Raw genomic sequence first — 26,536 nt, 5'->3', positions numbered from 1 at the left:
AAACACCCCCCCCAAAGACAACCGACAGACGGCTGTGGGCCTCCCCCCCCCCCGCGAAGGGCTGCGCAGCAGCCCCATATGGATATCAACGCTTAGCGCGCAGCTCTTCGACACCGCGGTTGGCCAGTTGGTCAGCCCGCTCGTTGCCCGGGTGGCCGATGTGCCCGCGCACCCACTTCCAGGTCACCTTGTGGCGGTTGACCTGCTCATCGAGGGCCACCCACAGGTCGGCGTTCTTCACCGGTTCCTTCGCGGCAGTCTTCCAACCGCGCTTCTTCCAGTTGACCATCCACTCGTTGATGCCCTTCATCACGTACTGCGAGTCGGTGGTCAGCACCACCTCGCATTCACGCTTGAGCGCCTTCAACCCTTCGATCGCGGCCATCAGCTCCATGCGGTTGTTGGTGGTTTCGCGTTCGCCGCCCCACAACTCCTTCTCGGCGCCCTTGAACACCATCAGCACGCCCCAGCCGCCCGGGCCAGGGTTGCCTTTGCAGGCACCATCGGTGTAGATCTCGACGATTTCGCTTTCGCTCATGTACCACTCATCTTCAATGCTTTTCGATATCGGGGTTGCTGGCGTTGCGGTTGACCTTGGCCAGCGGCAGCGGCAAAAGCTTGCCCATGGGCTCGCGGCGCTCCTGACGAAGTGGCCGCAGGCCGACCATGATCTTGCGTGCCACCAGCAGGTAGACACCGCCACCGGCCGTCTGCCAGCCACCGGCAATGCGCTCCCAGCCGGCCAGGCGTTGCTGCCAGGCCGCCGAGGCAAGCGGCGGACGATAGCACCCGAAACGGCGTTTCTCCAGCGCGAAGCCCAGCAGGTTGAGCCAGTCGCCAACCCGCGACGGCGGGATGCAGCGCGCCTTGCGCAAGGCGCCGTGGCTGAAGAAATGGCGCATGCCCCAGCTGCTCCAGGGGTTGATACCGACGATCAGCAAGTGGCCACCCGGGCGCACCGCACTGGCCGCTTCGCGCAGCAGGCCATGGGGGGACAGGCTGAAATCCAGGCCATGCTGCAGCACCACCACGTCGGCGGCGTGCTCCGACAGCGGCCAGGCCTGCTCCTCGCAGACGATCTCGACCCCCGGCAGCGGCGCGCCCAGGCGCACGTTGCGTTGCACCTGCGGGGCATTGGGCGGGGCGTCGGCACCGGGGCCGTAATGCACCAGATAGCCGCCGAAGAAGCGGCCGAGCTCTTGTTCGAGCAGTTTCTGTTCTTCCTCGAGCATCAATTGCCCGAGCGGCCCGTTGAACCACTCGCGGGCCAGGCTGATCAGTTCAACCCACTCGGGGTCGGCCTGGGCGAAGGCTTGGTCGGTCATTGCGTTCTCCCTCGAAGGTTCTCCGGCCGCGCCATCGCGGCTAAGATGCCTTCAATGTCCCGGCTTGGCGATACGGATCCGCACCATGATACAGATCGATGCCCTACCCGCTTTCTCCGACAACTACATCTGGTTGTTACAGGATACTGCCAATCGCCGCTGCGCGGTGGTCGACCCCGGTGATGCCGGGCCGGTGCAGGCCTGGCTCGACGCCCACCCAGGTTGGGTACTGACGGATATCCTCGTCACCCACCACCATCACGACCACGTCGGCGGCGTCGAAGCGCTGAAAAAGGCTACCGGCGCCCGCGTCTGCGGCCCTGCCCACGAACGCATCCCGGCCCGCGACCTGGCCCTGGAAGACAACGCCCGCGTGCAGGTGCTGGGGCTCGACTTCGAGGTGCTCGCCATGCCCGGCCACACCCTTGGGCACATCGCCTATTACACTGCGCAACCGGCCACGCCGCTACTGTTCTGTGGCGACACCCTGTTCGCCGCCGGTTGTGGCCGCCTGTTCGAAGGTACACCCGAGCAGATGCACCATTCATTGCAGCGCCTGGCCGCCCTGCCCGCTGCCACCCAGGTGTACTGCACCCACGAATACACCCTGAGCAACCTGCGCTTCGCCCGCGCCGTAGAGCCGCACAACGCGCAGGTTCTGCAGCGGTTCGAAGACGTTACCCGGCTGCGCGCCGACAATCGCATCAGCTTGCCCTCGACCATCGGCCTGGAGCGCCAGACCAACCCTTTTTTGCGCACTGCTGAAACATCCGTTAAAGAAAAAGCAGACGAATGGAAGGGGCTTTCAAACCCCACCCAAGCCACTGTTTTTGCTGCCTTGAGGTCTTGGAAGGACGTGTTCTGATAACCCTGAGATATATCGCGACACAGGTACAAAGGTTGACCCGGCCGGGACCGGTTTCTAGAATCGCCGAACTTTTTTGCCCGGATAACTGTCCCAGCCGATGCCTTCCACTAGCCGCAGAACCTCTCATTCGGTCGCCCTGACGCGACTGGCCCAGATCAGTGCACTGGCGCTGGCCGCCACCCTGGTCGGCTGCCAGAGCACCCGTCAGCTCGACGAATCCGACAGCGTTCGCGCGCACAATTACCAGGCGCGGATCAAGCACAAGCCCGCCCCGCTGCTGGTCAAACCGAAGGAGCAGGCCCCGCAGGACGTCTGGGAGCGCATGCGCCAGGGCTTCGCCCTGCAGGACAACGTCGACGTCAACCCGCGCATCGAGCAGCAGCGCCTGTGGTTCGCCAGCAACCCGTCGTTCCTCGAGAACGCCGGCGAGCGCGGCAGCCTCTACCTGCACTACATCGTCGAGCGTCTGGAAGAGCGTGACATGCCGCTGGAGCTGGCCCTGCTGCCGGCCATCGAGAGCGCCTACAACCCAATGGCCTACTCCCGCGCGCACGCCGCCGGCATGTGGCAGTTCATCCCGTCCACCGGGCGCCACTTCAACCTGCGCCAGACCAACTTCTACGATGGCCGCCGCGACATCACCGCATCGACCAACGCCGCGCTGGATTACCTGAACCGCCTGCACGACATGTTCAACGGCGACTGGCTGCTGGCCCTGGCTGCCTACAACGCCGGCGAAGGCACCGTCAGCCGCGCCATCGAGCGCAACGAACGCCTTGGCCTGCCGACCGACTACTGGAACCTGCCGCTGCCGCAGGAAACCCGCGACTACGTGCCCAAGCTGCTGGCCCTGTCGCAGGTGGTCAACACCCCGCAAGCCTATGGCGTCAACCTCAACCCGATCGCCAACGAGCCCTACTTCGAAGCCGTCGCCATCAGCGAACGCCTCGACCTGTCGCGGGTCGCCGCCTTCGCCGACATCGACGAGGACGAGCTGATCCAGCTCAACCCGGCGTTCAAGAAACGCATGACCGTGGACGGCCCCAAGCAACTGCTGGTACCCACCGCCAAAGCGCAGTTGCTGACCGACCGCATGTCCAACCTCAAGCCCGAGGAGTTGGTCAGCCTGCAACCGAACAAGGCCGTGTTCAATGCGGCCCTGGCCGAGGCCAAGGCGCCGGCGGCGCGCAGCTACCGGGTCAAGCGCGGCGATAACCTGGCCAGCATCGCCAAGGCCAACCGGGTTTCGGTCAAACAGCTGCAGGGCTGGAACAAGATTCGCGGCAACAGCCTCAAGGTCGGCCAGGTACTGGCCCTGCGTGGTGGCAGCGCACCGAGCGCCGCCGCCAACCGGGTAGCCGACTCGAAGCAGCGCTCCACCCAGTACAAGGTGCGCAAGGGCGACTCATACTACCTGGTGGCCAAGCGCTTCAATGTCGAGATGCAGCACCTCAAGCGCTGGAACCCGCGCAGCGGCCATGCGCTCAAGCCAGGGCAGACGCTGACCGTTTACCTGGCGCGTTAACAGCCCAATCGCGGGGGGGGGGGAGGGGGGGGCGGAACAGGAGAGAGGTGGGGGGGGGGGGGGGGAGGCGGAGAATCCCCCCCCCCCCCTCCCTTTACGCCCGGTGGTTGGGGTTTGCCCCCCCCCGCGATGCTTTGAAGGCTGAAGCAAAGCCCCGCGCCGTACCCTTTTTCCATTCCAGACAAGCTGTTACTGTACCCCGACCAAAGCCCAACGCCTTCTGGATCGGATGCCGACTTGATACGTCCCCTCCTGCTGTCCCTCAGCCTGGCCTTGAGCTTCCCCGCCGTCGCGATGGTGAGCGAAAGCCACGGATACGCGCAGTTCGGCACGCTCAAGTACCCGGCCACCTTCACCCACTTCGACTGGGTCAACCCGCAAGCCCCTAAAGGCGGCACCTTGCGGGCCATGGCGTTCGGCACCTTCGACACGCTCAACCCCTATACCTTCAAGGGCTCGAGCCCGGTCACCACGCCCAACTTCCTGCAATACGGCATCAGCGAGCTCAACGAGCCACTGATGGTCGGCACCGGCATGTACGACCCCTCCGGCGACGAACCCACTTCAAGCTATGGCCTGATTGCCCGCAGCGTCGAGTACAGCGAGGACCGCAGCTGGGTGGTGTTCAACCTGCGCCCCGAGGCCCATTTCCACGACGGCACGCCGATCACCTCGGCCGACGTCGCCTTCAGCTATCGCACCCTGCTCAAGGATGGCCACCCGATCTATCGCACCAACCTGCAGGAAGTGCAGCGTGTCGACATCCTCGGCCCCCTGCGCATCCGCTTCGTCTTCAAGCGCGCCGGCAACCCGCTATTGATCCTGCGCCTGGGCGAGATGCCGGTGCTGCCCAAGCATTACTGGCAAAAGCGTGACTTCAAGGCCACCACCTTCGAGCCACCGCTGGGCAGCGGCCCGTACCGCATTACCGAAGTGCAGCCTGGCCGGCGCCTGGTGTTCGAGCGGGTGAAGGACTATTGGGGCAAGGACCTGGCGGTCAACCGCGGCAAGTACAACTTCAAGCGCGTCGAATACGAGTTCTACCGCGACGCCACCGTGGCCTTCGAAGCATTCAAGGCCGGCGAGTTCGACATCTATATCGAGCACCAGGCCAAGAACTGGGCCAACGGCTACAACTTCCCCGCAGTGCGCCGGGGCCAGGTGATCAAGGCGCAGATCCCGCACCAGATCCCCACGCAAACCCAGGGCCTGTTCATGAACAGCCGCCGCGCCACCTTCAGCGACCCTCGGGTACGCCAGGCGCTGGGCCTGATGCTGGACTTCGAGTGGACCAACCGCGCGCTGTTCAGCAGCGCCTACCGCCGCGCCACCAGCTACTACCCCAACAGCGAGTTCGCCGCCAGCGGCCTGCCCACCGGCAAGGAGTGGCTGCTGCTCAAGCCGTTCCGCGACCAACTGCCGGAAAAGCTGTTCACCGAGCCCTACCAGGTCAGCCACACCGATGGCAGTGGCATCAGCCGCCAGACCCTGCGCCAGGCCCTCGATCTGTTCGCCCAGGCCGGCTGGAAGCTCAACGGCCAGCGCCTGGTGGACAGCAAGGGCCAGCAGTTGCGCATGGAACTGCTGCTGGTGAACCCGAACCTCGAACGTATCCTGCAACCTTATGTCGAAAATCTGGCCAGCATCGGCATCGATGCGCGCTTGCGTACCGTCGACCGCGCCCAGTACAAACAACGGCTCGACCAGTTCGATTTCGACATGATCCTGATGACCCTGAACCAGACCCTGAGCCCCGGCCTCGAACAGTGGCTGTACTTCCATTCAAGCCAGGCCGCGACCAAGGGCAGCAAGAACTATGCTGGCGTGAAGGACCCGGTGGTCGACCACCTGCTCGACACCCTGCTCGCCGCCCGCACCCGCGATGACCAGATCGCCGCCGCCCGGGCCCTGGACCGCGTGCTCTCATGGCAGTACTACATGATCCCCAACTGGTACCTGGACAACCATCGCCTGGCCTACCGCAACCGGCTGGCCTTCGTCACCACGCCGCCCTACACCCTCGGGCTGAACAGCTGGTGGATCAAGAAGACTTCGGAGAAAGCCAAATGACCCCGACCCTGCGCCTGGCCTGCAGCCTGCTGCTGGCCTGCCTCACGCTCCCGGCCATGGCCGCCCCGCAACACGCCCTGACCCTGTATGACGAAGCGCCGAAATACCCGGCCAACTTCAAGCACTTCGACTTCGTCAACCCGAATGCGCCCAAGGGCGGCACGTTCCGCCAGTCCAGCTTCGGCGGCTTCGACAGCCTCAACCCGTTCATCAACAAGGGCGTGCCCGCCGACAACGTCGGCAGCATCTACGACACCCTGATGCGCCAGAGCCTGGACGAACCCTTCACCGAGTACGGCCTGGTGGCCGGCAAGATCGAAAAAGCCCCCGACAACAGCTGGGTGCGCTTCTACCTGCGCCCCGAAGCGCGCTTCCACGACGGCCACCCGATGCGCGCCGAGGACGTGGTGTTCACCTTCAACGCCCTGATCAAGGACGGCGCGCCGCTGTACCGCCAGTACTACGGCGACGTCGCCGAGGTGGTTGCCGAAGACCCGCTCAAGGTGCTGTTCAAGTTCAAGCACACCAACAACCGCGAGCTGCCGCTGATCCTCGGCCAGCTGCCGGTGCTGCCCAAGCACTGGTACGAAAACCGCGACTTCAACCGCGGCAACCTGGAAATCCCCCTGGGCAGCGGCCCCTACAAGGTCGCCGACGTGAAGGCCGGCCGCTCGATCCGCTACGAGCGGGTCAAGGACTACTGGGCCAAGGACCTGCCGATCAACCGCGGCTTCTACAACTTCGACGTGATGACCTTCGACTCCTACCGCGACAACACCGTCGCCCTCGAAGCGCTCAAGGCCGGCCAGTTCGACTACGGCCTGGAAGTCAGTGCGAAGAACTGGGCCACCGCCTACGACGTGCCCGCCGTGCGTGATGGCCGGCTGATCAAGGAAGAGCTGCCCAACGGCACCCCCGTCGGCATGCAGGGCTTTATCTTCAACCTGCGCAAGCCGGTGTTCCAGGATGTGCGGGTGCGCCAGGCGCTGAGCCTGCTGCTGGACTTCGAGTGGACCAACAAGCAGCTGTTCAACGGTGCCTACCTGCGCACCGGCAGCTACTTCGAGAACTCGGACATGGCCGCCCAGGGCCTGCCCTCCCCGGCCGAACTGAAAATCCTCGAACCGCTGCGCGGCAAAGTCCCCGATCAAGTGTTCAGCGAGGCCTTCCACAACCCCGTCACCGACGGCAGCGGCATGATCCGCGAGCAGCAGCGCCAGGCCTACAAGCTGCTGCAGGAGGCCGGCTGGAAGATCGTCGACGACAAGATGGTCGACAAGGACGGCAAGCCGCTGAGCATCGAGTTCCTGCTGGCCCAGACCCAGTTCGAGCGCATCCTGCTGCCGTTCAAGCGCAACCTCGCCGACCTCGGCATCGAGCTGAACATCCGCCGCGTCGACGTTTCGCAGTACATCAACCGCCTGCGCTCGCGCGACTACGACATGATCGTCGGCGGCTTCGCGCAATCCAATTCGCCCGGCAACGAGCAGCGCGAGTACTGGTCCAGCGCCGCCGCCGACAACCCCGGCAGCCGCAACTTCATCGGCCTGCGCGACCCAGCCATCGACCAGCTGGTGGAACAGTTGATCAACGCCGATTCGCGCCAGAGCCTGATCGACCACACCCGCGCCCTCGACCGCGTGTTGCTGTGGGGTTACTACGTGATCCCCAACTGGCACATCAAGACCTGGCGCGTGGCCTACTGGAACCACATCGGCCACCCGCAGGTGCCGCCCAGGTACGACATCGGCATCGACACCTGGTGGATCAAGCCAGGCGTCACCCCCGCCGTGACCGACGCCCCTGCGGATGAGGCCAACTGACATGCTGGCCTATATCCTGCGCCGCCTGCTGCTGATCATCCCCACCCTGTTCGGCATCCTGATCATCAACTTCATCATCGTCCAGGCCGCCCCCGGTGGCCCGGTCGAGCAGATGATCGCCAAGCTCGAAGGCTTCGAAGGCGCCACCAGCCGCATCGCCGGCGGCGGTGCCGAAGTGTCGGTGGCCGGCTCCAACTACCGCGGCGCGCAAGGCCTGGACCCGGCCCTGATCGCCGAGATCGAGCGCATGTACGGCTTCGACAAGTCCGCCCCCGAACGGCTGTGGATCATGGTCAAGAACTACGCCCAGCTCGACTTCGGCAACAGCTTCTTCCGCGACGCCAAGGTCATCGACCTGATCATCGAGAAGATGCCCGTGTCGATCTCCCTGGGCCTGTGGAGCACGCTGATCATGTACCTGGTGTCGATCCCGCTGGGGATCGCCAAGGCCGTGCGCCACGGCAGCCATTTCGACGTATGGACCAGCTCGGCCATCGTCGTCGGCTACGCCATCCCCGCGTTCCTGTTCGCCATCCTGCTGATCGTGCTGTTCGCCGGCGGCAGCTACTTCGACTGGTTCCCGCTGCGCGGCCTTACCTCCAACAACTTCGACGAGCTGTCCACCACCGGCAAGGTGCTGGACTACTTCTGGCACCTGGTGCTGCCCATCACCGCGCTGGTGATCGGCAACTTCGCCACCATGACCCTGCTGACCAAGAACAGCTTCCTCGACGAGATCAACAAGCAGTACGTAGTCACCGCCAAGGCCAAAGGCCTGAGCCGCACCCGCGTGCTGTACGGCCACGTGTTCCGCAACGCCATGCTGCTGGTGATCGCCGGCTTCCCCTCGGCGTTCATCGGCATCTTCTTCACCGGCTCCCTGTTGATCGAGGTGATCTTCAGCCTCGACGGCCTGGGCCTGATGAGCTTCGAAGCGGCAATCAACCGCGACTACCCGGTGGTGTTCGGCACCCTGTTCATCTTCACCCTGCTGGGGCTGTTGGTGAAGCTGATCGGCGACCTCACCTACACCCTGGTCGATCCGCGTATCGACTTCGCCAGCCGGGAGCACTGACATGGCCCTCTCCCCCCTCAATCGCCGGCGCTTCGAGCGCTTCAAGGCCAACCGCCGTGGCTGGTGGTCGCTGTGGATCTTCCTGGTGCTGTTCGGCCTGAGCCTGGGCGCCGAGCTGATCGCCAACGACAAACCGGTGGCAGTGCGCTACGACGGGCAGTGGTACTTCCCGGCCTTCAAGCGCTACCCCGAGACCACCTTCGGCGGCGAGTTCCCGCTGGAGGCCAACTACAAGAGCCCGTACATCCGCGAGCTGCTGGCCAAGAAAGACGCCTTCGTGCTGTGGGCGCCGATCCCGTTCAGTTACCAGAGCATCAACTACGACCTCAAGGTGCCCGCCCCCGCGCCGCCCTCGGCCGACAACCTGCTGGGCACCGACGACCAGGGCCGCGACGTACTCGCCCGGGTGATCTATGGCTTTCGCATCTCGGTGCTGTTCGCCCTGACCCTGACCCTGGCCAGCTCCGTCGTCGGCGTGATCGCCGGGGCCCTGCAGGGCTTCTACGGCGGCTGGGTCGACCTGGCCGGCCAGCGCTTCCTGGAGATCTGGTCCGGCCTGCCGGTGCTGTACCTGCTGATCATCCTCGCCAGCTTCGTGCAGCCCAATTTCTGGTGGCTGCTGGGCATCATGCTGCTGTTCTCGTGGATGAGCCTGGTGGACGTGGTGCGCGCCGAATTCCTGCGTGGCCGCAACCTCGAGTACGTGCGCGCCGCCCGCGCCTTGGGCATGCGCAACGGCCCGATCATGTACCGGCACATCCTGCCCAACGCCATGATCTCGACCATGACCTTCATGCCGTTCATCCTCACCGGCGCCATCGGCACCCTCACCGCCCTGGACTTCCTCGGCTTCGGCCTGCCCGCCGGCTCCCCGTCGCTGGGCGAGCTGGTGGCCCAGGGCAAGTCCAACCTGCAAGCGCCGTGGCTGGGCATCAGCGCCTTCGCCGTGCTGGCGGTGATGCTGAGCCTGCTGGTGTTCATCGGCGAGTCCGCCCGCGATGCCTTCGACCCAAGGAAATGACATGAGCCAAGACACCCTGATCGAAGTGCGCGACCTGGCCGTGGAGTTCGTTACCGGCGACCAGGTCAACCGCGTGGTCGATGGCATTAGCTTCGACATCCGCAAAGGCGAAACCCTGGCCCTGGTGGGCGAGAGCGGCTCGGGCAAGTCCGTCACCGCCCACTCGATCCTGCGCCTGCTGCCTTACCCCCTGGCCCGGCATCCCTCCGGCAGCATCCAGTACGACGGCAAGGACCTGCTGCACCTGGGCGAAAAGCCCATGCAGCGCATCCGCGGCGACCGGATCGCGATGATCTTCCAGGAGCCGATGACCTCGCTGAACCCGCTGCACAGCATCGAAAAGCAGATCAACGAAATCCTCCTGCTGCACAAAGGCCTCACCGGCAAGCAAGCCACCGCGCGCACCCTGGAGCTGCTGGAACTGGTCGGCATCCCCGAGCCGCACAAGCGTTTGAAAGCCTTGCCCCACGAGCTGTCCGGCGGCCAGCGCCAGCGCGTGATGATCGCCATGGCCCTGGCCAACGAACCCGAACTGCTGATTGCCGACGAGCCCACCACGGCGCTCGACGTGACCGTGCAGTTGAAGATTCTCGACCTGCTCAAGGAGCTGCAGGCGCGCCTGGGCATGGCCTTGCTGTTGATCAGCCACGACCTCAACCTGGTGCGCCGCATCGCCAACCGCGTGTGCGTGATGCAGTGCGGCAAGATCGTCGAGCAGGCCGATTGCGCCACGCTGTTCAGCAAGCCGCAGCACCCTTATACGCAGATGCTGATCAATGCCGAACCCAGCGGCGCGCCGGCAGCGAACGCCGAAGGGGCGCCGTTGCTGGAGGTGAAGGACCTGAAGGTGTGGTTCCCGATCAAGAAGGGGCTGCTGCGCCGCACCGTGGACCATGTGAAGGCCGTGGATGGGGTGAACTTCAGCCTGCCCCAGGGGCAGACCCTGGGGATTGTTGGCGAGAGTGGATCCGGCAAGTCCACCCTGGGCTTGGCCATCTTGCGGTTGATTTCCAGCCAGGGCGGCATTCGCTTCCACGGGCAGAACCTGGAGGGGTTGAACCAGAAGGAAGTGCGGCCGCTGCGGCGGGAAATGCAGGTGGTGTTCCAGGACCCCTTTGGCAGCCTGAGCCCGCGCATGTGCGTGGCGGATATCGTTGGCGAAGGGTTACGGATTCACAAGATCGGCACGCCGGCCGAGCAGGAAGCGGCGATTGTGGCGGCGCTGGAGGAAGTGGGGCTGGATCCGCGTACGCGGCACCGGTATCCCCATGAGTTTTCCGGCGGGCAGCGGCAGCGGATTGCGATTGCTCGGGCGTTGGTGTTGAAGCCGGCGCTGATTTTGTTGGATGAGCCGACGTCGGCGCTGGATCGGACGGTGCAGCGACAGGTGGTGGAATTACTTCGGAATTTGCAGGTTAAGTACAACCTGACGTACCTGTTCATTAGCCATGATTTGGCGGTGGTGAAAGCGTTGAGTCATCAGTTGATGGTGATCAAGCATGGGCAGGTGGTGGAACAGGGGGATGCGCGGGCGATCTTTGATGAGCCCAAGCATGGGTATACGCGGCAGTTGTTGGAGGCGGCGTTTTTGGGCACAACATCGATTGCCTGAAACTGGCCCCTTTCAGGAACCACGGTCTTGCTCAAAATCTAAATTGCTCGCGCGGTCCCTGTAGGAGCGGCTTTAGCCGCGAACACCGGCGTAGCCGGTGCCAGTCACCGCGTCGCTTGTTTCGCGGCTAAAGCCGCTCCCACAGAAATCGCGTTTACCGGGCCGGCCAATATCAATGCAACATCTGCAACTGCTGACTTTGCTACCCGTCACGAAAAATCAGATTAAAGCCCTTACTTGTAGTCCATTTCCCAAACATACTCCTGCCGCCTTTTTTCCGTTGCGGTCGCTTTGGCAGCCCCCTAGTCTCGGCGAGTCGCTGAGTTCAGCGATCGACTTTGACAGGTCGCGACGGTATTAAGCTTACGGCTAGCCTTCAATGGTGGCTGTACGTGCGGGCACGCTTGCGTGCGCCGGAACTTTGCTTATTCCGCCGGTCTGTCAACCCACGTACAGCTGCCACCCTTCTGTTTGACAGCAGTCAGGTGACCGCCTTTTAAAGGAATAAGGTCATGTTGAAGATTGTCCCCGATCCACCCCACAACCATCACTCCCTCGAAGACACCCTCGTCCAGGCCACGGAGTACGCCCTGTGCGCTCAGGCCGTGGCGCATCAGGCCATTTCGGTCCAGCAGCCCAGGTCACACGCGTCGATTCTGATCATGGCGTTGATGCATGAGATCGAGGCGCTGCGGGTGCTGCTCGAGTCGGCGTTGATTCAGGTGCAGATGCCGCAGATGGAGCGCCGGGCGTTCCACTAGGCCGTTGGTCATGTGTCGCCTGAGCTGGCGCTATCGCGGGGCAAGCCCACTCCCACGCCACCCCCAGCCCGCAGGGTTATGCCTGCATCCGTGGGAGCGGGCTTGACCCGCGATAGGGCCCGCCCAGGCATCGATCATTTCAGGGAAAGTGAGCAATGAACACAGACGACACCACGCCCCGCACCACTGCGGGCAAGACCAAGTTCTATCAAGGCGAAGGGGTGACCGCCCCGCTGTTTTGCATCGAGCCCGGCATCCCCTGCCAGCATGCGCGGGACCAGGCCTCGGAGTTGATGGGCTGCGTGCGGGACCTGACCATCGCCGGGATCATGGAGGAAAAGCCGCAACTGCTCTGGGCATCGTATTACCTGAGCGCGCTGGCCAAGGCGCTGATGGATGATGCCGAGTTGGGGATGAAGCACTGAGCTTGCGCATCTGCTTTGGCTGCGGCTTTACGGTGAGAGAGGCGGCGCCTGCCTTGGTGCATGACTCAAGACAGGCGCAGCGGCATCCGCGCGCACCACGATACCGCGTCGTGCCAACAAGGCGGACCAGGTGATGGCACAGGAAAGACTGGCCCGAAACAGATGTGGGAGCGGGTTTACCCGCGATGCGCCGCGCGGGCGGCGCTCGATTTCATAGGCGCTGCAAAGATACCGGCAGACACCTGGTGGCCCTCACTCGATATCCCGGCATGCACCTGGTAGCCCATACCAAATCCTGATTTTCCAGGGCCCGCAGCGTGACACCCAAGCGCCTGCCTTGGGATGGCATGTGCGCCACCAGGTGCATGACGACGGATTTGCAGCGTTCTCAAGATCGAGCGCCGCCCGCGCGGCGCATCGCGGCGCAAGGCCGCTCCTACATCTGTTTCGGGCCAGTCACGTCTGTGAAGTCACCGCTGTCCGCCTTGTTGGCATGACGCGGTATCGCGGTGCGCGCTGATGCCGCTGCGCGTGTCTTGCGTCATGCGACACTCCCACGCCATAACCTCCACGGCACCCCAACAAATGTACGGCTACAGTGATCGCTGAGAACAGCACCTGCGAATGGCCCGGGGAGCATGTGTCAGCGCACCACCCGCTGTAACTTGCGCTGCATCCTGCACGAAAAACCCGTTACTCACGCCCATGCCCAGTGCGGTTCAAAGCCCAGGCAACTAGTGGCAAAGGAGAACGGACAATGCCCAAGAAAATCATCATCTCGTTTGACGGCACCTGGAACACACCGGATGTGAAGTCCGAAATCAAAGGCAGTAAAAGCACCAACGTGTGGAAGTTGCACGCAGCCCTGCTCCCACGCGACAAGGACGACACCGTCCAGCACAAATGGTACGACCAAGGCGTTGGTACCGACTGGTACGACCGCATCAGCGGGGGTGCCTTCGGGGTGGGGCTTTCAGAAAAGATCCTCGACGGCTATCGCCACCTGGCAAGCACCTACGAACCGGGTGACCTGGTCCATATCTTCGGCTTCAGCCGGGGCGCCTACACGGCGCGCAGCCTGGTGGGCCTGATCCGTAACGCAGGGCTGCTCAAGCCCGAACACCTCGATCTGGCCCGTGAGGCCTATGGCCTGTACCGCACCCGCGACGAAGGCGCCGACTCGGACAGCGCGCAACTGTTTCGCAGCAACTTCTCACGCACCATCACCATCCACATGCTGGGCATCTGGGATACCGTCGGAGCTCTTGGTGTACCGCTGGAGTCCTTCGACTGGTTCAACAAGTCGTACTACGAATTCCATGACACCGAACTCAGCTCGATCGTCCACAACGCCTTCCACGCGCTGGCGATCGATGAATGGCGCAAGAACTACCAGTGCACCCTGTGGGACCCGAAAAGCAAACCCAACCAACGTGTAGAGCAAGTCTGGTTCTCCGGTGCCCACGCCAATATCGGCGGTGGCTACCCGGACAGCAGCCTCTCGGATATCGCCCTTGCGTGGATGATCAACAAAGCGGCCGAATGTGGCCTTGCAGTCGACACCAGCAAGATCCCCAGCCTGCCCACTACGACACTGCCGATCACCAACTCCTACAAACAGTTCCTCGGCGGTGCCTACAGCCAGTTCAACCCACCCTACTACCGGGATATCGGGCAAACACTGTTTGGCCGGGAGGCCATCGACCCAAGCGTCGAAGACCGGCTGAAGCACGAGGCGGATTACAAGCCGAAGAACACGGTCGGCCCGAACTTGGTCGGCAGTTTCACGCCGGTCGGCAAGGTCAGGTGATGCTGACGCAAGCACTCTTCACCAACCCAAGTACATGCACCGCCCTCTACAGTAAGGGAGCTGTCAGGATGAAGCGAGATGATTTCATTTTATTACTTGCAGGGCTCGGTGGCGTCGCTGCAATCGTTGCACTCACTGCCCCCCTGATATGGACGATGATTCAGCCTAAACCTATAAAACCTACAGGAAAACCCACAGCTTTCGTGTACGACTACCCTTGGGGCGAGCTGGCAGGCGAGCGCCATTGGTCGCAAGTAGAAACCGGAGGGTGGCGAGAAGTGTATCCGGATGGCAAGACGGTGAATTACTTCAAGGAGGTGCGGCGGGAAAAACTCGAGCGATGCGGGGGCACCGTTGTTGAACGCGAGGACGGTACCAACTTCAAAATCCTGATTGCAGACAGAGACTGCGAAAAAATGTGGCTATTTTATCAGATCGGTGATGGAGCATGGAATTTCATGGGTGCAATGAAGTCCGTAAAATAACTGTAGCCAAGGGCAGTTCGCATCCTTGGACTGAAACGCTGTAAGCCCTCACCCAAGTCTGGGCCAAAAGCATAGCTATTGACGCCTCTATTCAGAATAATTCTAACCGTGTGTGCGCCCTCCCCATTGCCGTGTCTATATTTTCACCTATAGCTGACAGGCAGACGGAGAACATCCATGGATCACGACAACCAGCAGGCCATCGATGCCTTGGCCAAAGGGCTTATAACATTACATGCACCAGAAGAAATCGACTACTTCGAACAGCTTAAGCAGCAATCAAACGAAGTAATTCAAGATGACGATGCCTTCGCATTTGGTGTAGCAGAGGTAGTACCTGCGATAACCCCTATTGCGCTCATGATCGCCACAACAGCCGTAAATTTTCTGCTTGAAACCATGGGTGAAGTCGGGACGGATATTATGAAGGAAAAGTACAAAAGCTGGGCTCGCGGACTGTTTTCGGCCAGCCCGAAAATTGCTCCGACACTTACAGAGGTGCAAAAGGAGGCGCTGACAAAAGCATTGCTCGCAGCTGCGCTACGGTCGGGGGTTAAGACCGATCTGGCGGTGAAGCTGTCCTCCAAGTTCATAGACAACGTTCTCTAACTTTATGCAGGGCCTGACGATGCCCACGTTGAACCCCGACGCATTCCCAAGCGCCACGAACCAGAGGTTCTCGGTATTTATCCTGACAGTTGGGGCGCAAGCCTGGATTTTAGGAGACTGGTACGCCAACTTCCTGCCCCCTCCTTTTAATGCAATTGAGGACGTATATATCTCAGCACTCGCCTGCACCTACTCGTTCTTCATGGCATATTTGATCTACCTGCTACATCCAAAAATGATCACCAGAAGAGAAAAGCTAACAGAATTATGCTCCAACACCCACCCACAAATTTACAGAACTCTCGAGAAGCTAGCACAAATAACGGGATGCCAGACACCCAGAGTATTAAGATCTGAAAATCTCAGACGGCAATCCGCAAAAGTGTTTGGAATTGGTAAAAATAAAATACTGAAACTAGATGGCGGATTGATCCTCTTGAGGGCACGTGACCCTGATAAATTCGAAGCAATCATCCTCCATGAGTTGGCGCACATCAAGTACAGAGACATCTTTAAAGGATACTATGCAAGATGCCTTTTCTGGGTTGCATTCATTGCAACAATTCCAATCATCCTTTTTCGAGGCATTGGCTACATCATTCAATTCATCAACGTCTACCCGCAAATGCTTATACATCTGGATACAGGGAACTATAAATGGTTTGCACTGTGGCACCTGCAGAATATCCCCAATTTTGTATCCAGCATTGCGCCATTTTTGTTCATGCAGTTCATATTGACCATCGAATACTGCTCAATACTTAGAGCCCGGGAGCATCACGCCGACTGGGCAGCCAGCGTACATGGCGCGCGGGATACTTTACTTTCCATTTTTGAAAGCAGCCAAACGCCATCAGTAGCAAAAGGCGCTGACATATTCAAACGACACCCTACCCTATCAAAACGAGCGAATTTCATCACTGAACCGGCGAAGGCAGCCTTCGAAACAAACGGGCTAGATGCCTTTCTAACCGCTTACGCCGTCTGCTCTATTTTTCAGATCACCGTGCTCGCAACCGAATTACTTTCAGCTATAACAGGAAAAGATTGGTCAGAAAATTTTGACGCCCTCCTGACCACGCTACCCCTGCTGATAATCGGAAACATATACGCCGCCATCATCTGGTCTAGGATGATTCAAAAATTCTCCACCGGAGAATGGCTTACAAAAAGCCAATGGAAGACTAGAACTTTTCACTTCCTCCAACTGTCCACTTACGCCGCCCTAGGCGCCCTCTCCGGCGCAATTTTCTGGCCAGAAGAATTCTACAGCGCCATCACCCTCCCCAAGTTGGCAAGCTCATTTCAGAGCGGCCTATATTTTCTACCAGCCCTTTTGATATCCGCTTACTTCTGCTCAGTTTTCACCGTATTCGGCATTGCACGCTCAGAGGGAGAAAGCAAACCAAAATCGCTTTTCATTATTGGCCACTTAATCACCCTGTGTGGATTTAACGCAGGCATGCTATATTCCGGATACTGGCTAAGAACACCAACCACGACCGAAGCATTTGACTCACTTGGCATACCATTACTACAATTTACAATCATCGGCTTGGCGCAACTCCTAATCTACATGACCATATTGGTTGGCCTTTTTAAACTGTTCATGCGCCGACGAAGCAGAGTATCCCCTGATGCCCACGCGCCTGCATGGCTGTTGATTCCTGAGCGTTAGCGGCGAAGAGTACCTGACGCCACCTGTTGCCCTTTTACCGCACCGCGCAACGCCTTGGCTTCAGACTGAACGAGATCAGCAGCAACGTGGAGCAGCTGTGGCACGTAGCGAATCCCGACCAGGCTGTACAAGCGCTTTTGCGCGACAAGCTGGTGCAGGTGGAGCAGCGGCTCGAAGACCTGCAGCAATTGCGGGACACCTTGCGGCAGCGGCTGAAACTGGCGTGTCCATTACGGCCCGAGCAAGGCTGAGGACATGTGAAAGGGATGTTCCAGCGCCGTCGGCGAACCCACGCGGTATTTCCAAAGGAAACCACCGCCGCCACCGAACCTCAACTCAACTGGGCAATCAGCACCGCATTGGTGTAGATCAGGCTGCCATCGCTGGCCCGATGCCCCACCAGGTGAAACTGCCCGCGCTCATCATCACTCAGATAGACCCGCAGACGGCAGTCTGACAACGGTCCATAGCCTTCCGGCAGCATCAGGTTCAGCGTGCCCATGTCGACATCGACCATGGCTTCGGGCTCGTGGCTCCGTTGCAGGCGCTCTTCGACCTGCTCCAGCAACGTATGGGTCGGGCCTTGGATGTCGAAGTGGATGTCGCCCACCGGGGTGGAGCGGCGATCACCATTGCCTTTGCACCAACCTTCTATCGTCAGGGTACTCATGGCCAATCCTCCTGCTATGGAGCGTTCTCAAACTCCAATGCAGTTGTTGACCCAACCCCCGCTCGATTCGTTCCGACGGGCTCAGCCCCCCTTCGCCAGCGCCGCCTCCATCTCCCGCGCCTGAGACCGCAGCGCCTGGCAAAACGGCTCCACCACAACCGATGCAGGTCGATGTTCGGGCCGGATCAGCATCACCTGGTAGGGCACCGAGATACTCAACCGCCGAATCGGCAACCCACCCTGCCCCGCCTCCAGCCCACTCAAAGGGTTGATGATCGCCACCCCCAACCCCTGCCGGACCATGGCACACACCGAGGCCGCGCTGGTGGTCTCGATCACCGTGCGCCGGTTCACCCCGGCAGCGCGAAAGTGCTGGTCGAGCTGCTGGCGGTAAGTATCCAGGCTGGCCAGGTTGATGAAATCGACCTCGTCGAAATCGCTCAGCTCGAGAACGGCTTTGGCCTGCAATGGGTGCCCCTGGGGCAGCACGCAGACCATATCAGCGCTGAACAGCAACTCGCCCACCGCGCCACGCGGTACCTGCTCGACTTCGGTCAGACCGAGGTCGTGCTGCTGGGCGACCAGCGATTCTTCCAACAGCGGCGACTCCTGGGCAGTGATGCTCACGCTCACGCCCCGGTGTTGCTGATGGAAGCGCTGGCAGGCCCTGGGCAGCAGGGTTTGCGAGAACAGCGGCAGGCAGGTAATGGCCAGCCGGCCTTGCTCGAAGTTGCGGATGGCCTGGGCGAAGCGGTCGATGCGTTCCAGCCCGACGAAGGCGCGCTCGACCTCGTCGATCAGCAGCAGGGCCTGGGCGGTGGGCGCCAGGCGCCCGCCTTCGCGGTCGAACAGGTTCAGGCCGGTGACCTGCTCCATGCGCGCCAGTTCACGGCTGACGGTGGGCTGCGAAGTGAACAGCAGCCGGGCGGCGCCGGTGACGCTGCCGGCGGCCATGATGGCGCGGAACACTTCGATGTGGCGGACTGAGAGTTTCATGGGGGTACACAGCCTGAGGTATGGACGCGGTGTCGTGAGAGCGGCTCGTGGGAGCGGTGTCGTGGGAGCGGGCTTGCCCCGCGATGCAAGCAACGCGGTGCATGGCACCGGCCATGCCGGTGATCGCGGGGCAAGCCCGCTCCCACGCACATGCACATGCACATGCACATGCACATGCACATGCACATGCATATCAAATATGAATAGACTGAATAAAAATAGCTATTTTTGTGAATCAATCAACTCATTCAAGATCGGTGCATCCATTACAAGGAACACCACCATGAGCACCCCCTCCACCCTCCTGGCCGACGCCGTCCGCCAACACGGCTCGCCCCTGTGGGCCTACGATGCGCAAACCATCGGCCAGCGCATCGACCAGCTGCTGCAGCACTTCGACACCGTCCGTTTCGCACAAAAAGCCAACCCCAACCTGCACGTGCTGCGCCTGATCCGCGAACGCGGCCTGGTGCTCGATGCGGTCTCGCTGGGTGAAATGGAGCGTGCCTTCGCTGCGGGCGCGCAGGTAACTGGCGAGCCGGCCGGGGTGGTGCTGACCTGCGACGTGCTGGACCAGCCGACCCTGGCGCGGGTGGTCGAGACCGGTATCGAAGTGAACGCCGGTTCCATCGACATGCTCCACCAACTGGGCGAACGCTCCCCCGGGCACCGGGTGTGGCTGCGCATCAACCCAGGGTTCGGCCACGGCCACAGCCGCAAGACCAACACCGGTGGTGAAAACAGCAAGCACGGTATCTGGCACGAGCAACTGCCCGAGGCGCTGGCCTGTGTGAAGCAGCACGGCCTGCACCTGGTCGGCGTACACATGCACATTGGCTCGGGGGTGGATTACCAGCACCTGGAGCAGGTGGCCGGGGCCATGGTCGGGCTGATCGGCCAACTGGGCATGGACATCGAAGCCTTCTCCATCGGCGGCGGGCTGTCCACGCCTTACCGCCAGGACGACCAGCCGGTGGACCTGCAGTGCTATGCCCGCACCTGGGCAGTGGCGCGGGCGGAGATCGAAGCGATGCTCGGCCACCCCGTGCGCATGGAGATCGAACCGGGGCGCTTCCTGGTGGCGGAGTCGGGCTACCTGGTGGCCGAGGTGCGCGCCGTCAAGCAGATGGGCAACAACCACTACATCCTGGTGGACGCCGGCTTCAACGACCTGATGCGCCCGGCAATGTATGGCGCCTATCACCGCATGAGCCTGTTCGATGCCGTGGGGCGGCCCGTCAATCGCCCGCTGCAACCGACCGTGGTGGCCGGGCCGCTGTGCGAGTCCGGGGATGTGTTTACCCAGGACGATCAGGAGCTGACGCCCCAGGTGCTGCCGCAAGCCAAGGTAGGTGACCTGCTGGTGATTCACGATGCCGGGGCCTACGGCGCGTCCATGTCGTCGAACTACAACAGCCGGCCGCTGTTGCCGGAGTTCCTGATCGAGCAGGGTCAGTTGCGCATGATCCGCCGGCGGCAGACTGTGCAGGAGCTGCTGGCATTGGAGCTGGGTGTCTAACACTCAGTAATGCGATACGCGCTGATGTGAACATCGTGGGAGCGGCGGTGCGCCGCTGCGACTTGCCCCGCGATTACCGGCAAAGCCGGTGCCATAACGCCCCGGGCATTCATCGCGGGGCAAGCCCGCTCCCACGTGTCCTCGCTACGGCTGCGCTGGCGCCACCAATCGATACCCCACCCCCGCCTCGGTAATGATGAACCGTGGCGCCGTGGGGTCATCCCCCAGCTTCTGGCGCAAGTGCCCCACCACAATCCGCAGGTAATGCGTGTCGTCGGTGTGGGTCGGCCCCCAGATATCCTTGAGCAACTGCTGCTGGGTAATCACCCGCCCCGGGTGCCCGGCCAGCTGCGCCAGCAACGCGTATTCCTTGCGCGTCAGCGCCACCTCCAACCCCTCCAACGTCACCTTGCGAAAGGCAAAATCCACCACCAGCGGCCCAAAACTGGCCGTCGCGGTTGCACTGCCCACCTGCGGTGCCTGGCGCAGCAACGCGCGCACGCGGGCGAGGAATTCCTGGATGCCGAAGGGCTTGGTCACGTAGTCGTTGGCGCCGCCATCCAGCGCATCGACCTTCTGCACTTCACTGGCACGCACCGACAGCACCATCACCGGCACCGTGCTCCATTCGCGCAGTTCGCGCAGCACTTGCTGGCCGTCCATGTCCGGCAGGCCGAGGTCGAGCACCACCAGGTCAGGCTTGCTCAAGGCGGCCTGGGCCAGGCCTTCACTGCCGGTACCGGCTTCGATCACCTTGTAGCCCTGGGACGCCAGGCTGATGCGCAGGAACTTGCGGATCTGCGGTTCGTCGTCGATCACCAGCAGGGTGGCGGCTTGGCTCATGGGGCTTCACTTTCGCTATCGGGTTGGGTGGGCAGCGGCAAGCATAGTGTGATGCAGGTGCCGTGGCCATCGAGGCCCTCGCCCACCAGGATGCGCCCGCCGTGGGCGCCGATCATGCCCTGGCAGATCGCCAGGCCCAGCCCGGTGCCCTGCCCGCCGCGGTCACCGCGGGCGGCGGTGTAGAACATGTCGAAGATCTTTTCGCGCTCGTCCTCGGGGATGCCCGGGCCCTGGTCGCTGACGGCGAAGCACAGTTGCTCGTCCTGCACCTTCACCTGCAAGTCGAGCCGCCCTTGTGGCGGCGAGAAGCGCGCGGCGTTTTCCAGCACGTTCACCAGCGCCTGCTCGATCAGCGCGGCATGCACGAACAGCAGCGGCAGCTCGCCGGGCACATCGGTGTGCACGCGCAGCGGCGCCAGCACCACGCGCAGGCGGTTGAGGGCGCTGCCGACGATATCGGCGGGGGCCACCCAGTCGCGGGCAAGCTTGAGGCTGCCGTGGCCGAGGCGGGTCATGTCCAGCAGGTTCTGGATATAGCGGTCCAGGCGCTCGGCTTCGTCGCGGGTGCCTTCAAGCAATTCGCGGCGGTCGTCCGGGGGGATGGCGTCGCCCAGCGCCAGCAGGCTGTCGATGCTGCCGCGCATGGACGTGAGCGGGGTGCGCAGGTCATGGGACACCGAGGCGAGCAAGGCGCTGCGCAGTTGCTCGGTTTCACCGTGCAGGCGCGCGGCCTCCAGTTGCTCGCCCAAGCGGGCGCGGGCCAGGGCCTGGGCCAGGGGCTGCGCCAGGGCCATCAACAGGCGGCGGCGTTGGGCAGCCATGGGTTCACCGTTGCGCGGGCGCACGCCGAGCAAGGCCAGGGGTTGCTCCTCCACGGCCAGCGGCCACCACCACCAACGGCCGTGGGGCAAGGTGTCGCTGCCAAAACCTGCGGCCTGGCCGTGTTGCCAGGCCCATTCGGCGGCGGCGCGTTCGTTGTCGGTGAAGGCCGGCGCATCGCCGCTGGCGACTTGCAGCAGGCCGTCGGCGCTGCGTTCGAGCAGGCACACCTGCACGTCCTGCCAACCGTTCAGGTGCTGGCCGGCGGCGCTGAACACGGCCTGGCGATCGGTGGCCACGGTCAGCCGGCGCGACAGGTCGAGCAACTGGTTGGTCTGCGCCTGGGTTTCGCGCAGGGCCTGCAACTGGCGGCGCTGGCGGGCAGCGAGGTTGCCGGTGAGCGCGGCCATCAACAGGAAGAACACCAGGGTCAGGACGTCTTCTTCGCGCTGGATGCTGAACGAGAAGTTCGGCGGGATGAACAGGAAGTCGTAGGCGAGGAACGACAGCACCGCGCAGGCCAACGCCGGGCCAAGGCTGCTGCGCACCGCCACCAGCAGCACGGCGGCGAGGAACACCAGCGAGATATTGGGCAGCGCCAGCACGCTGGACACCGCCCATGACAGGCCGGCGGCCAACACCGTGGCCACCAGCGCCAGCAGGTAGTGGCGCCACACCCACACGCGCTTGGCCGCAGCGCTGGCCGGTTGTGGCTGGGCGTCGCGGTCGAGCACGTTGATTTCCAGGCCATGGCTTTCGCGCAGCAGGCGCGCCGCCACGCCGGCACCGAACAAGCGGCGGCGCAGCAGGTCGCGGGACTGGCCCACCAGCACCAGGCTGGCGCGGCGTTCGGCGGCGTGCTGGATCAGCGTGCGGGCCACCTCCCCTGCCCTGAGCAGCACCACTTCACCGCCCAGCCGTTCGGCCAGTTGCTGGGCGGCCTGCAGGCGATGACGGGCGGTTTCGTCGCGCAGGCGGCCGTTGTCGACGTGCACCACGCTCCACGGCAAATGGCGGCGTTGCGCAACGCGGCTGGCATGGCGCACCAGGCGCTCGGCCTGGTCGTCGCCGTCGATGCCGACCAGCAGCCGGCCGCGCAGGGCCGGCGCTTCCTGGCCACGCTGGCGGTAGCCGCTGGCCAGGTCCGCATCCACCTGGGCGGCGGCGGTCTGCATGGCCAGCTCGCGCAGGGCGGTGAGGTTGGTCTGGGAGAAATAGGCGTCGATGGCGGCGCGGGCCTGCTCGGGCACATAGACCTTGCCCTCGCGCAGGCGCTCCAGCAGTTCGCGCGGCGGCAGGTCGATCAGCACCAGTTCGAAGGCTTCCTGCAGCACCCAGTCGGGCAGGGTTTCGCGCACCAGCACGCCAGTGATGTCGCGCACCTTGTCGTTGAGGCTTTCCAGGTGCTGGACGTTGACCGTGGTGTACACGTCGATGCCGGCGGCCAGCAGTTCCTGCACGTCCTGCCAGCGCTTGGCGTGGCGGCTGCCGGGGGCGTTGCTGTGGGCCAGCTCGTCGACCAGCACCAGCGGGGGCTTGGCCTTGAGCAGACCATCGAGGTCCATTTCTTCGAGCAGCACGCCACGGTATTCGCTGCGCAGCAACGGTTGCTGGAGCAGGCCACCGAGCAGGGCCTCGGTTTCGGCGCGACCGTGGGTTTCGACCACCCCGGCCACCACCTGCACACCCTGGCGCTGCTGGGCGTGGGCGGCCTGGAGCATGGCGAAGGTCTTGCCGACCCCGGGCGCGGCGCCGAGGAATACCTTGAGCCGGCCCCGGCCTTCGCGGGGCAGGCCGGCCAACAGCGCGTCGGCGCGGGTGGGGTTGCTCATGTTCGATCCTTTGGTTGTGCGGTGATCGGTGGCGCCTGTAACGGCCATCGCGGGGCAAGCCCGCTCCCACGCAATTCTTTGGATGCGTGGGAGCGGCGGTGCGCCGATGCGACTTGCCCCGCGATGGGTCCGGTCATTTGCCAGCTATGGGTGCCAAACGCTCAAGCGCCTGGTTCAGCGCCAGCACATTGACCACCGGCGGCCCGACCAATGGGCGAAGGGTGGCGTCATTCACCAGCACTTGCAAGCGCTCCACCGGCACCTGCCGCGCCGCCGCCACACGCGCCAGCTGGTAGGCGATGGCCTGCGGCGGCAGGTGCGGGTCCAGGCCGCTGCCGGAGGTGGTCAGCAGCGCCAAGGGCACCGGCCCTTGCTGCGCCTGGTATTGCGCGGCGGCCTCGCCCTTGACCCGCTCGGCCAACGCGGGGTTGCTCGGCGACAGGTTGCTCGCGCCGCTGGCCACGGTGGCATACGCCCCCGCCGAGGGCCGCGACTGGAACCAGCCATCGCCCTTGAACTCCTGGGCGATCAGCGCCGAGCCGCGGACTTCACCTTTGTCATCACGCACCAGGCTGCCATTGGCCTGGTCGGGGAACGCCACCTGGGCAATCCCGGTCACCGCCAGCGGGTACAAGGCACCGGTGACCACGGTCATCAGCAGGATCAGGCTCAAGGCCGGGCGTACATAAGCAGTCATGTCAGTCTCTCCTTCAAACCAGGTGCAGGGCGTTGAGCAGCAGGTCGATCAGCTTGATCCCGGCGAACGGCACAAGGATCCCGCCCAGGCCGTAGATCAGCAGGTTGCGCCGCAGCAGGTGGGCGGCGCTGGCGGCCTGCACCCGCACCCCGCGCAGGGCCAGGGGGATCAGCACGATGATGATCAGCGCGTTGAACACGATGGCCGAGAGGATCGCGCTCTGCGGGCTGGCCAGCTGCATCAGGTTGAGCACGCCCAGTTGCGGGTAGATGGCGGCGAACAGCGCCGGCAGGATGGCGAAGTACTTGGCCACGTCGTTGGCAATGGAGAAGGTGGTCAGCGCGCCACGGGTGACCAGCAGCTCCTTGCCCACCTGCACCACGTCCAGCAGCTTGGTCGGGTCGCTGTCGAGGTCGACCATGTTGGCGGCCTCGCGGGCGGCCTGGGTGCCGTCGTTCATGGCCATGCCCACGTCAGCCTGGGCCAGGGCCGGCGCGTCGTTGGCGCCGTCGCCGCACATGGCCACCAGGCGGCCGTCGTTCTGCTCCTGGCGGATGCGCGCCAGCTTCTTCTCCGGGGTGGCTTCGGCGAGCACGTCATCCACGCCGGCCTCGGCGGCAATGGCCGCGGCGGTCAGCGGGTTGTCGCCGGTGACCATCACGGTGCGGATGCCCAGCTTGCGCAGCTCGGCGAAGCGCTCACGGATGCCGGGCTTGACCACGTCCTTGAGGTGGATCACGCCGAGCAGGCGCTTGTCGACGCACACCAGCAGCGGTGTACCGCCGCTCTGGGCAATGCGCTCCACTTCACGGGCCAGGGGCACCGGCATTTCCAGGCGTTGCATGCCGACGAAGGCCAGCACCGCATCGACGGCACCCTTGCGGTAGCGGTGCTGCTGGAAGTCGATGCCCGACAGGCGCGTCTCGGCGCTGAAGGCGATGGCCTGGTACTGGCTGCTCGAGGGTTCAGCGAAGTCATGCAGCTGGCGCAGGTACTCGACGATGGACTTGCCTTCGGCGGTGTCGTCGGCCAGCGAGGCGAGCAAGGCGCCCTCCCCCAGTTCCTTGGCGGTCACGCCCGAGGCGGCATGCAGGGCACTGCAGCGACGGTTGCCGAAGGTGATGGTGCCGGTCTTGTCGAGCATCAGCGTGTGCACGTCGCCGGCCGCCTCCACCGCGCGGCCGGAGCGGGCGATCACGTTCAGGCGCACCAGGCGGTCCATGCCGGCGATGCCGATGGCCGACAGCAGGCCACCGATGGTGGTGGGGATCAGCGTCACCAGCAAGGCGGCGAGGAAGATCAGCGGCAGGCTGCCACCGGCGAAGCGGGCGAACGGCTGCAGGGTCACCACCACGATCAGGAAGATCAGGGTGAGGCCGATCAGCAGGATGTCCAGGGCGATCTCGTTGGGGGTTTTCTGGCGCTTGGCGCCTTCGACCAGGGCGATCATGCGGTCCAGGGTCGATTCGCCGGGGTTGCTGGAGATGCGGATCAGCAGCCAGTCGGAGACCAGCCGGGTGTTGCCGGTGACGGCCGAGCGGTCGCCGCCGGACTCGCGGATCACCGGCGCGGACTCGCCGGTGATGGCAGCCTCGTTGACCGCAGCGATGCCTTCGAGCACCTCGCCGTCACCGGGGATCATCTCGCCGGCCACCACGCGCACCACATCGTCCTTGCGCAGCTGGCTGGCGGCGACGGTCTCAAAGCTGCCGTCGCTCTTGCGCCGCTGCGCGGTCAGGCCCTGGCTGCCGGCCTTGAGGCTGTCGGCGCGGGCCTTGCCGCGGCCCTCGGCGAGGGCTTCGGCAAAGTTGGCGAACAGCACGGTGAACCACAGCCACACGGTGATCTGCACCGCCACGCCGGTGCTCACGCCGCTTTCGGGGGCGTAGCACAGTACCGTGGTGAGCAACGCAGTGAGGGCCACCACCAGCATCACCGGCGAGCGTTTGAGCTGGCGCGGGTCGAGCTTGACGAAGGCCTGCAGCAGCGCCGGGCGCCACAGCGCGGCGAAGCGGGTCTGGTCCTTGGCGCTGCGTTGCGCCTTCACGTCAGGAATGGGCATGTTCATCAATG

Annotated in this window: 23 protein-coding genes; 15 read left to right on the top strand and 8 right to left on the bottom strand. The window is 63.4% G+C overall.

Annotated elements, in window-relative coordinates:
* Nucleotides 1–85: 85 nt before the first annotated feature.
* Both rnhA and ACO6VM_RS10050 read right to left on the bottom strand, forming a co-directional pair.
* Complete coding sequence (rnhA, locus tag ACO6VM_RS10055; protein ID WP_390969758.1) at nucleotides 86–538, bottom strand: ribonuclease HI; 453 nt, start codon at nucleotides 536–538, stop codon at nucleotides 86–88.
* A gap of 13 nt (nucleotides 539–551) precedes the next feature.
* Nucleotides 552–1,325: a class I SAM-dependent methyltransferase gene (locus ACO6VM_RS10050; protein WP_125464846.1), complete on the bottom strand. Its 774-nt coding sequence runs from the start codon at nucleotides 1,323–1,325 to the stop codon at nucleotides 552–554.
* An 85-nt stretch (nucleotides 1,326–1,410) separates the two neighbouring features.
* Between ACO6VM_RS10050 and gloB the strand changes: the two genes are divergently transcribed.
* The 14 genes from gloB to ACO6VM_RS09980 all read left to right on the top strand — a co-directional run bounded on the left by gloB (nucleotide 1,411) and on the right by ACO6VM_RS09980 (nucleotide 17,338).
* The gene (gene gloB / locus ACO6VM_RS10045) at nucleotides 1,411–2,190 is read left to right on the top strand and encodes a hydroxyacylglutathione hydrolase (RefSeq protein WP_316906389.1); all 780 of its coding nucleotides are present in this window, start codon (nucleotides 1,411–1,413) and stop codon (nucleotides 2,188–2,190) included.
* A gap of 100 nt (nucleotides 2,191–2,290) precedes the next feature.
* Nucleotides 2,291–3,718: a lytic transglycosylase domain-containing protein gene (locus ACO6VM_RS10040; RefSeq protein WP_390969752.1), complete on the top strand. Its 1,428-nt coding sequence runs from the start codon at nucleotides 2,291–2,293 to the stop codon at nucleotides 3,716–3,718.
* Between the two features lie 237 nt (nucleotides 3,719–3,955).
* A complete protein-coding gene (locus ACO6VM_RS10035) occupies nucleotides 3,956–5,788 on the top strand; it encodes an extracellular solute-binding protein (protein WP_422403217.1) in 1,833 nt (610 codons plus the stop codon).
* Nucleotides 5,785–7,611 carry an extracellular solute-binding protein gene (locus ACO6VM_RS10030; RefSeq protein ID WP_401056189.1) on the top strand — a complete coding sequence of 609 codons (1,827 nt, stop codon included), beginning with the start codon at nucleotides 5,785–5,787 and terminating at the stop codon, nucleotides 7,609–7,611. The genes ACO6VM_RS10035 and ACO6VM_RS10030 overlap by 4 nt, the downstream gene beginning before the upstream one ends.
* A 1-nt stretch (nucleotide 7,612) precedes the next feature.
* Nucleotides 7,613–8,686 (top strand): microcin C ABC transporter permease YejB, encoded by a 1,074-nt coding sequence (locus ACO6VM_RS10025; RefSeq protein WP_125464850.1) that lies wholly within the window; start codon nucleotides 7,613–7,615, stop codon nucleotides 8,684–8,686.
* A gap of 1 nt (nucleotide 8,687) precedes the next feature.
* Nucleotides 8,688–9,707 carry an ABC transporter permease gene (locus ACO6VM_RS10020; protein WP_125464851.1) on the top strand — a complete coding sequence of 340 codons (1,020 nt, stop codon included), beginning with the start codon at nucleotides 8,688–8,690 and terminating at the stop codon, nucleotides 9,705–9,707.
* Between the two features lies 1 nt (nucleotide 9,708).
* Entirely contained in the window at nucleotides 9,709–11,319 is a 1,611-nt protein-coding gene (locus ACO6VM_RS10015) for an ABC transporter ATP-binding protein (RefSeq protein ID WP_422403216.1), read from the top strand.
* A 512-nt stretch (nucleotides 11,320–11,831) separates the two neighbouring features.
* Nucleotides 11,832–12,080: a hypothetical protein gene (locus tag ACO6VM_RS10010; RefSeq protein WP_422403215.1), complete on the top strand. Its 249-nt coding sequence runs from the start codon at nucleotides 11,832–11,834 to the stop codon at nucleotides 12,078–12,080.
* A gap of 155 nt (nucleotides 12,081–12,235) precedes the next feature.
* Nucleotides 12,236–12,505: a DUF3077 domain-containing protein gene (locus tag ACO6VM_RS10005; protein WP_422403214.1), complete on the top strand. Its 270-nt coding sequence runs from the start codon at nucleotides 12,236–12,238 to the stop codon at nucleotides 12,503–12,505.
* A gap of 757 nt (nucleotides 12,506–13,262) precedes the next feature.
* Nucleotides 13,263–14,315: a DUF2235 domain-containing protein gene (locus ACO6VM_RS10000; protein ID WP_401056197.1), complete on the top strand. Its 1,053-nt coding sequence runs from the start codon at nucleotides 13,263–13,265 to the stop codon at nucleotides 14,313–14,315.
* Between the two features lie 68 nt (nucleotides 14,316–14,383).
* A complete protein-coding gene (locus tag ACO6VM_RS09995) occupies nucleotides 14,384–14,800 on the top strand; it encodes a hypothetical protein (protein ID WP_401056199.1) in 417 nt (138 codons plus the stop codon).
* A gap of 177 nt (nucleotides 14,801–14,977) precedes the next feature.
* On the top strand, nucleotides 14,978–15,409 hold the full coding sequence (locus ACO6VM_RS09990; RefSeq protein ID WP_422403213.1) for a hypothetical protein: 432 nt from the start codon (nucleotides 14,978–14,980) through the stop codon (nucleotides 15,407–15,409).
* Between the two features lie 19 nt (nucleotides 15,410–15,428).
* Nucleotides 15,429–17,087, top strand: coding sequence for a M48 family metalloprotease (locus ACO6VM_RS09985; RefSeq protein ID WP_422403212.1), 1,659 nt, complete (start codon nucleotides 15,429–15,431; stop codon nucleotides 17,085–17,087).
* Between the two features lie 86 nt (nucleotides 17,088–17,173).
* Nucleotides 17,174–17,338, top strand: a complete 165-nt coding sequence (locus ACO6VM_RS09980; RefSeq protein WP_401056775.1) for a MerR family DNA-binding protein — start codon at nucleotides 17,174–17,176, stop codon at nucleotides 17,336–17,338.
* 80 nt (nucleotides 17,339–17,418) lie between these two features.
* On the opposite strand, the gene ACO6VM_RS09975 is transcribed toward ACO6VM_RS09980, so the two are convergent.
* Nucleotides 17,419–17,757, bottom strand: a complete 339-nt coding sequence (locus tag ACO6VM_RS09975; RefSeq protein ID WP_422403211.1) for a hypothetical protein — start codon at nucleotides 17,755–17,757, stop codon at nucleotides 17,419–17,421.
* Between the two features lie 81 nt (nucleotides 17,758–17,838).
* Nucleotides 17,839–18,753, bottom strand: coding sequence for a LysR family transcriptional regulator (locus ACO6VM_RS09970; protein ID WP_422403210.1), 915 nt, complete (start codon nucleotides 18,751–18,753; stop codon nucleotides 17,839–17,841).
* Nucleotides 18,754–19,036: 283 nt separating this feature from the next.
* Here ACO6VM_RS09970 and lysA point away from each other — a divergent pair, with 283 nt between their 5' ends.
* Nucleotides 19,037–20,272, top strand: coding sequence for a diaminopimelate decarboxylase (lysA, locus tag ACO6VM_RS09965; protein WP_401056208.1), 1,236 nt, complete (start codon nucleotides 19,037–19,039; stop codon nucleotides 20,270–20,272).
* A gap of 144 nt (nucleotides 20,273–20,416) precedes the next feature.
* Here lysA and ACO6VM_RS09960 read toward each other — a convergent pair whose 3' ends face one another.
* From ACO6VM_RS09960 to kdpB, 4 genes are all read right to left on the bottom strand, one after another.
* Complete coding sequence (locus tag ACO6VM_RS09960) at nucleotides 20,417–21,115, bottom strand: response regulator (RefSeq protein WP_422403209.1); 699 nt, start codon at nucleotides 21,113–21,115, stop codon at nucleotides 20,417–20,419.
* Complete coding sequence (locus ACO6VM_RS09955) at nucleotides 21,112–23,766, bottom strand: DUF4118 domain-containing protein (RefSeq protein ID WP_422403208.1); 2,655 nt, start codon at nucleotides 23,764–23,766, stop codon at nucleotides 21,112–21,114. The genes ACO6VM_RS09960 and ACO6VM_RS09955 overlap by 4 nt, the downstream gene beginning before the upstream one ends.
* A gap of 133 nt (nucleotides 23,767–23,899) precedes the next feature.
* Nucleotides 23,900–24,463, bottom strand: a complete 564-nt coding sequence (gene kdpC, locus ACO6VM_RS09950; protein WP_422403207.1) for a potassium-transporting ATPase subunit KdpC — start codon at nucleotides 24,461–24,463, stop codon at nucleotides 23,900–23,902.
* 13 nt (nucleotides 24,464–24,476) lie between these two features.
* Nucleotides 24,477–26,531 carry a potassium-transporting ATPase subunit KdpB gene (gene kdpB, locus ACO6VM_RS09945; protein WP_422403206.1) on the bottom strand — a complete coding sequence of 685 codons (2,055 nt, stop codon included), beginning with the start codon at nucleotides 26,529–26,531 and terminating at the stop codon, nucleotides 24,477–24,479.
* Nucleotides 26,532–26,536 lie beyond the last annotated feature (5 nt).

The organism is Pseudomonas sp. GZD-209, from assembly GCF_049310485.1.
In the GTDB taxonomy this organism is placed as follows: domain Bacteria; phylum Pseudomonadota; class Gammaproteobacteria; order Pseudomonadales; family Pseudomonadaceae; genus Aquipseudomonas; species Aquipseudomonas sichuanensis.
The sequence above is the reverse complement of the archived record's forward strand: the minus strand, read 5'-3'. Positions and strand labels throughout refer to the sequence as shown.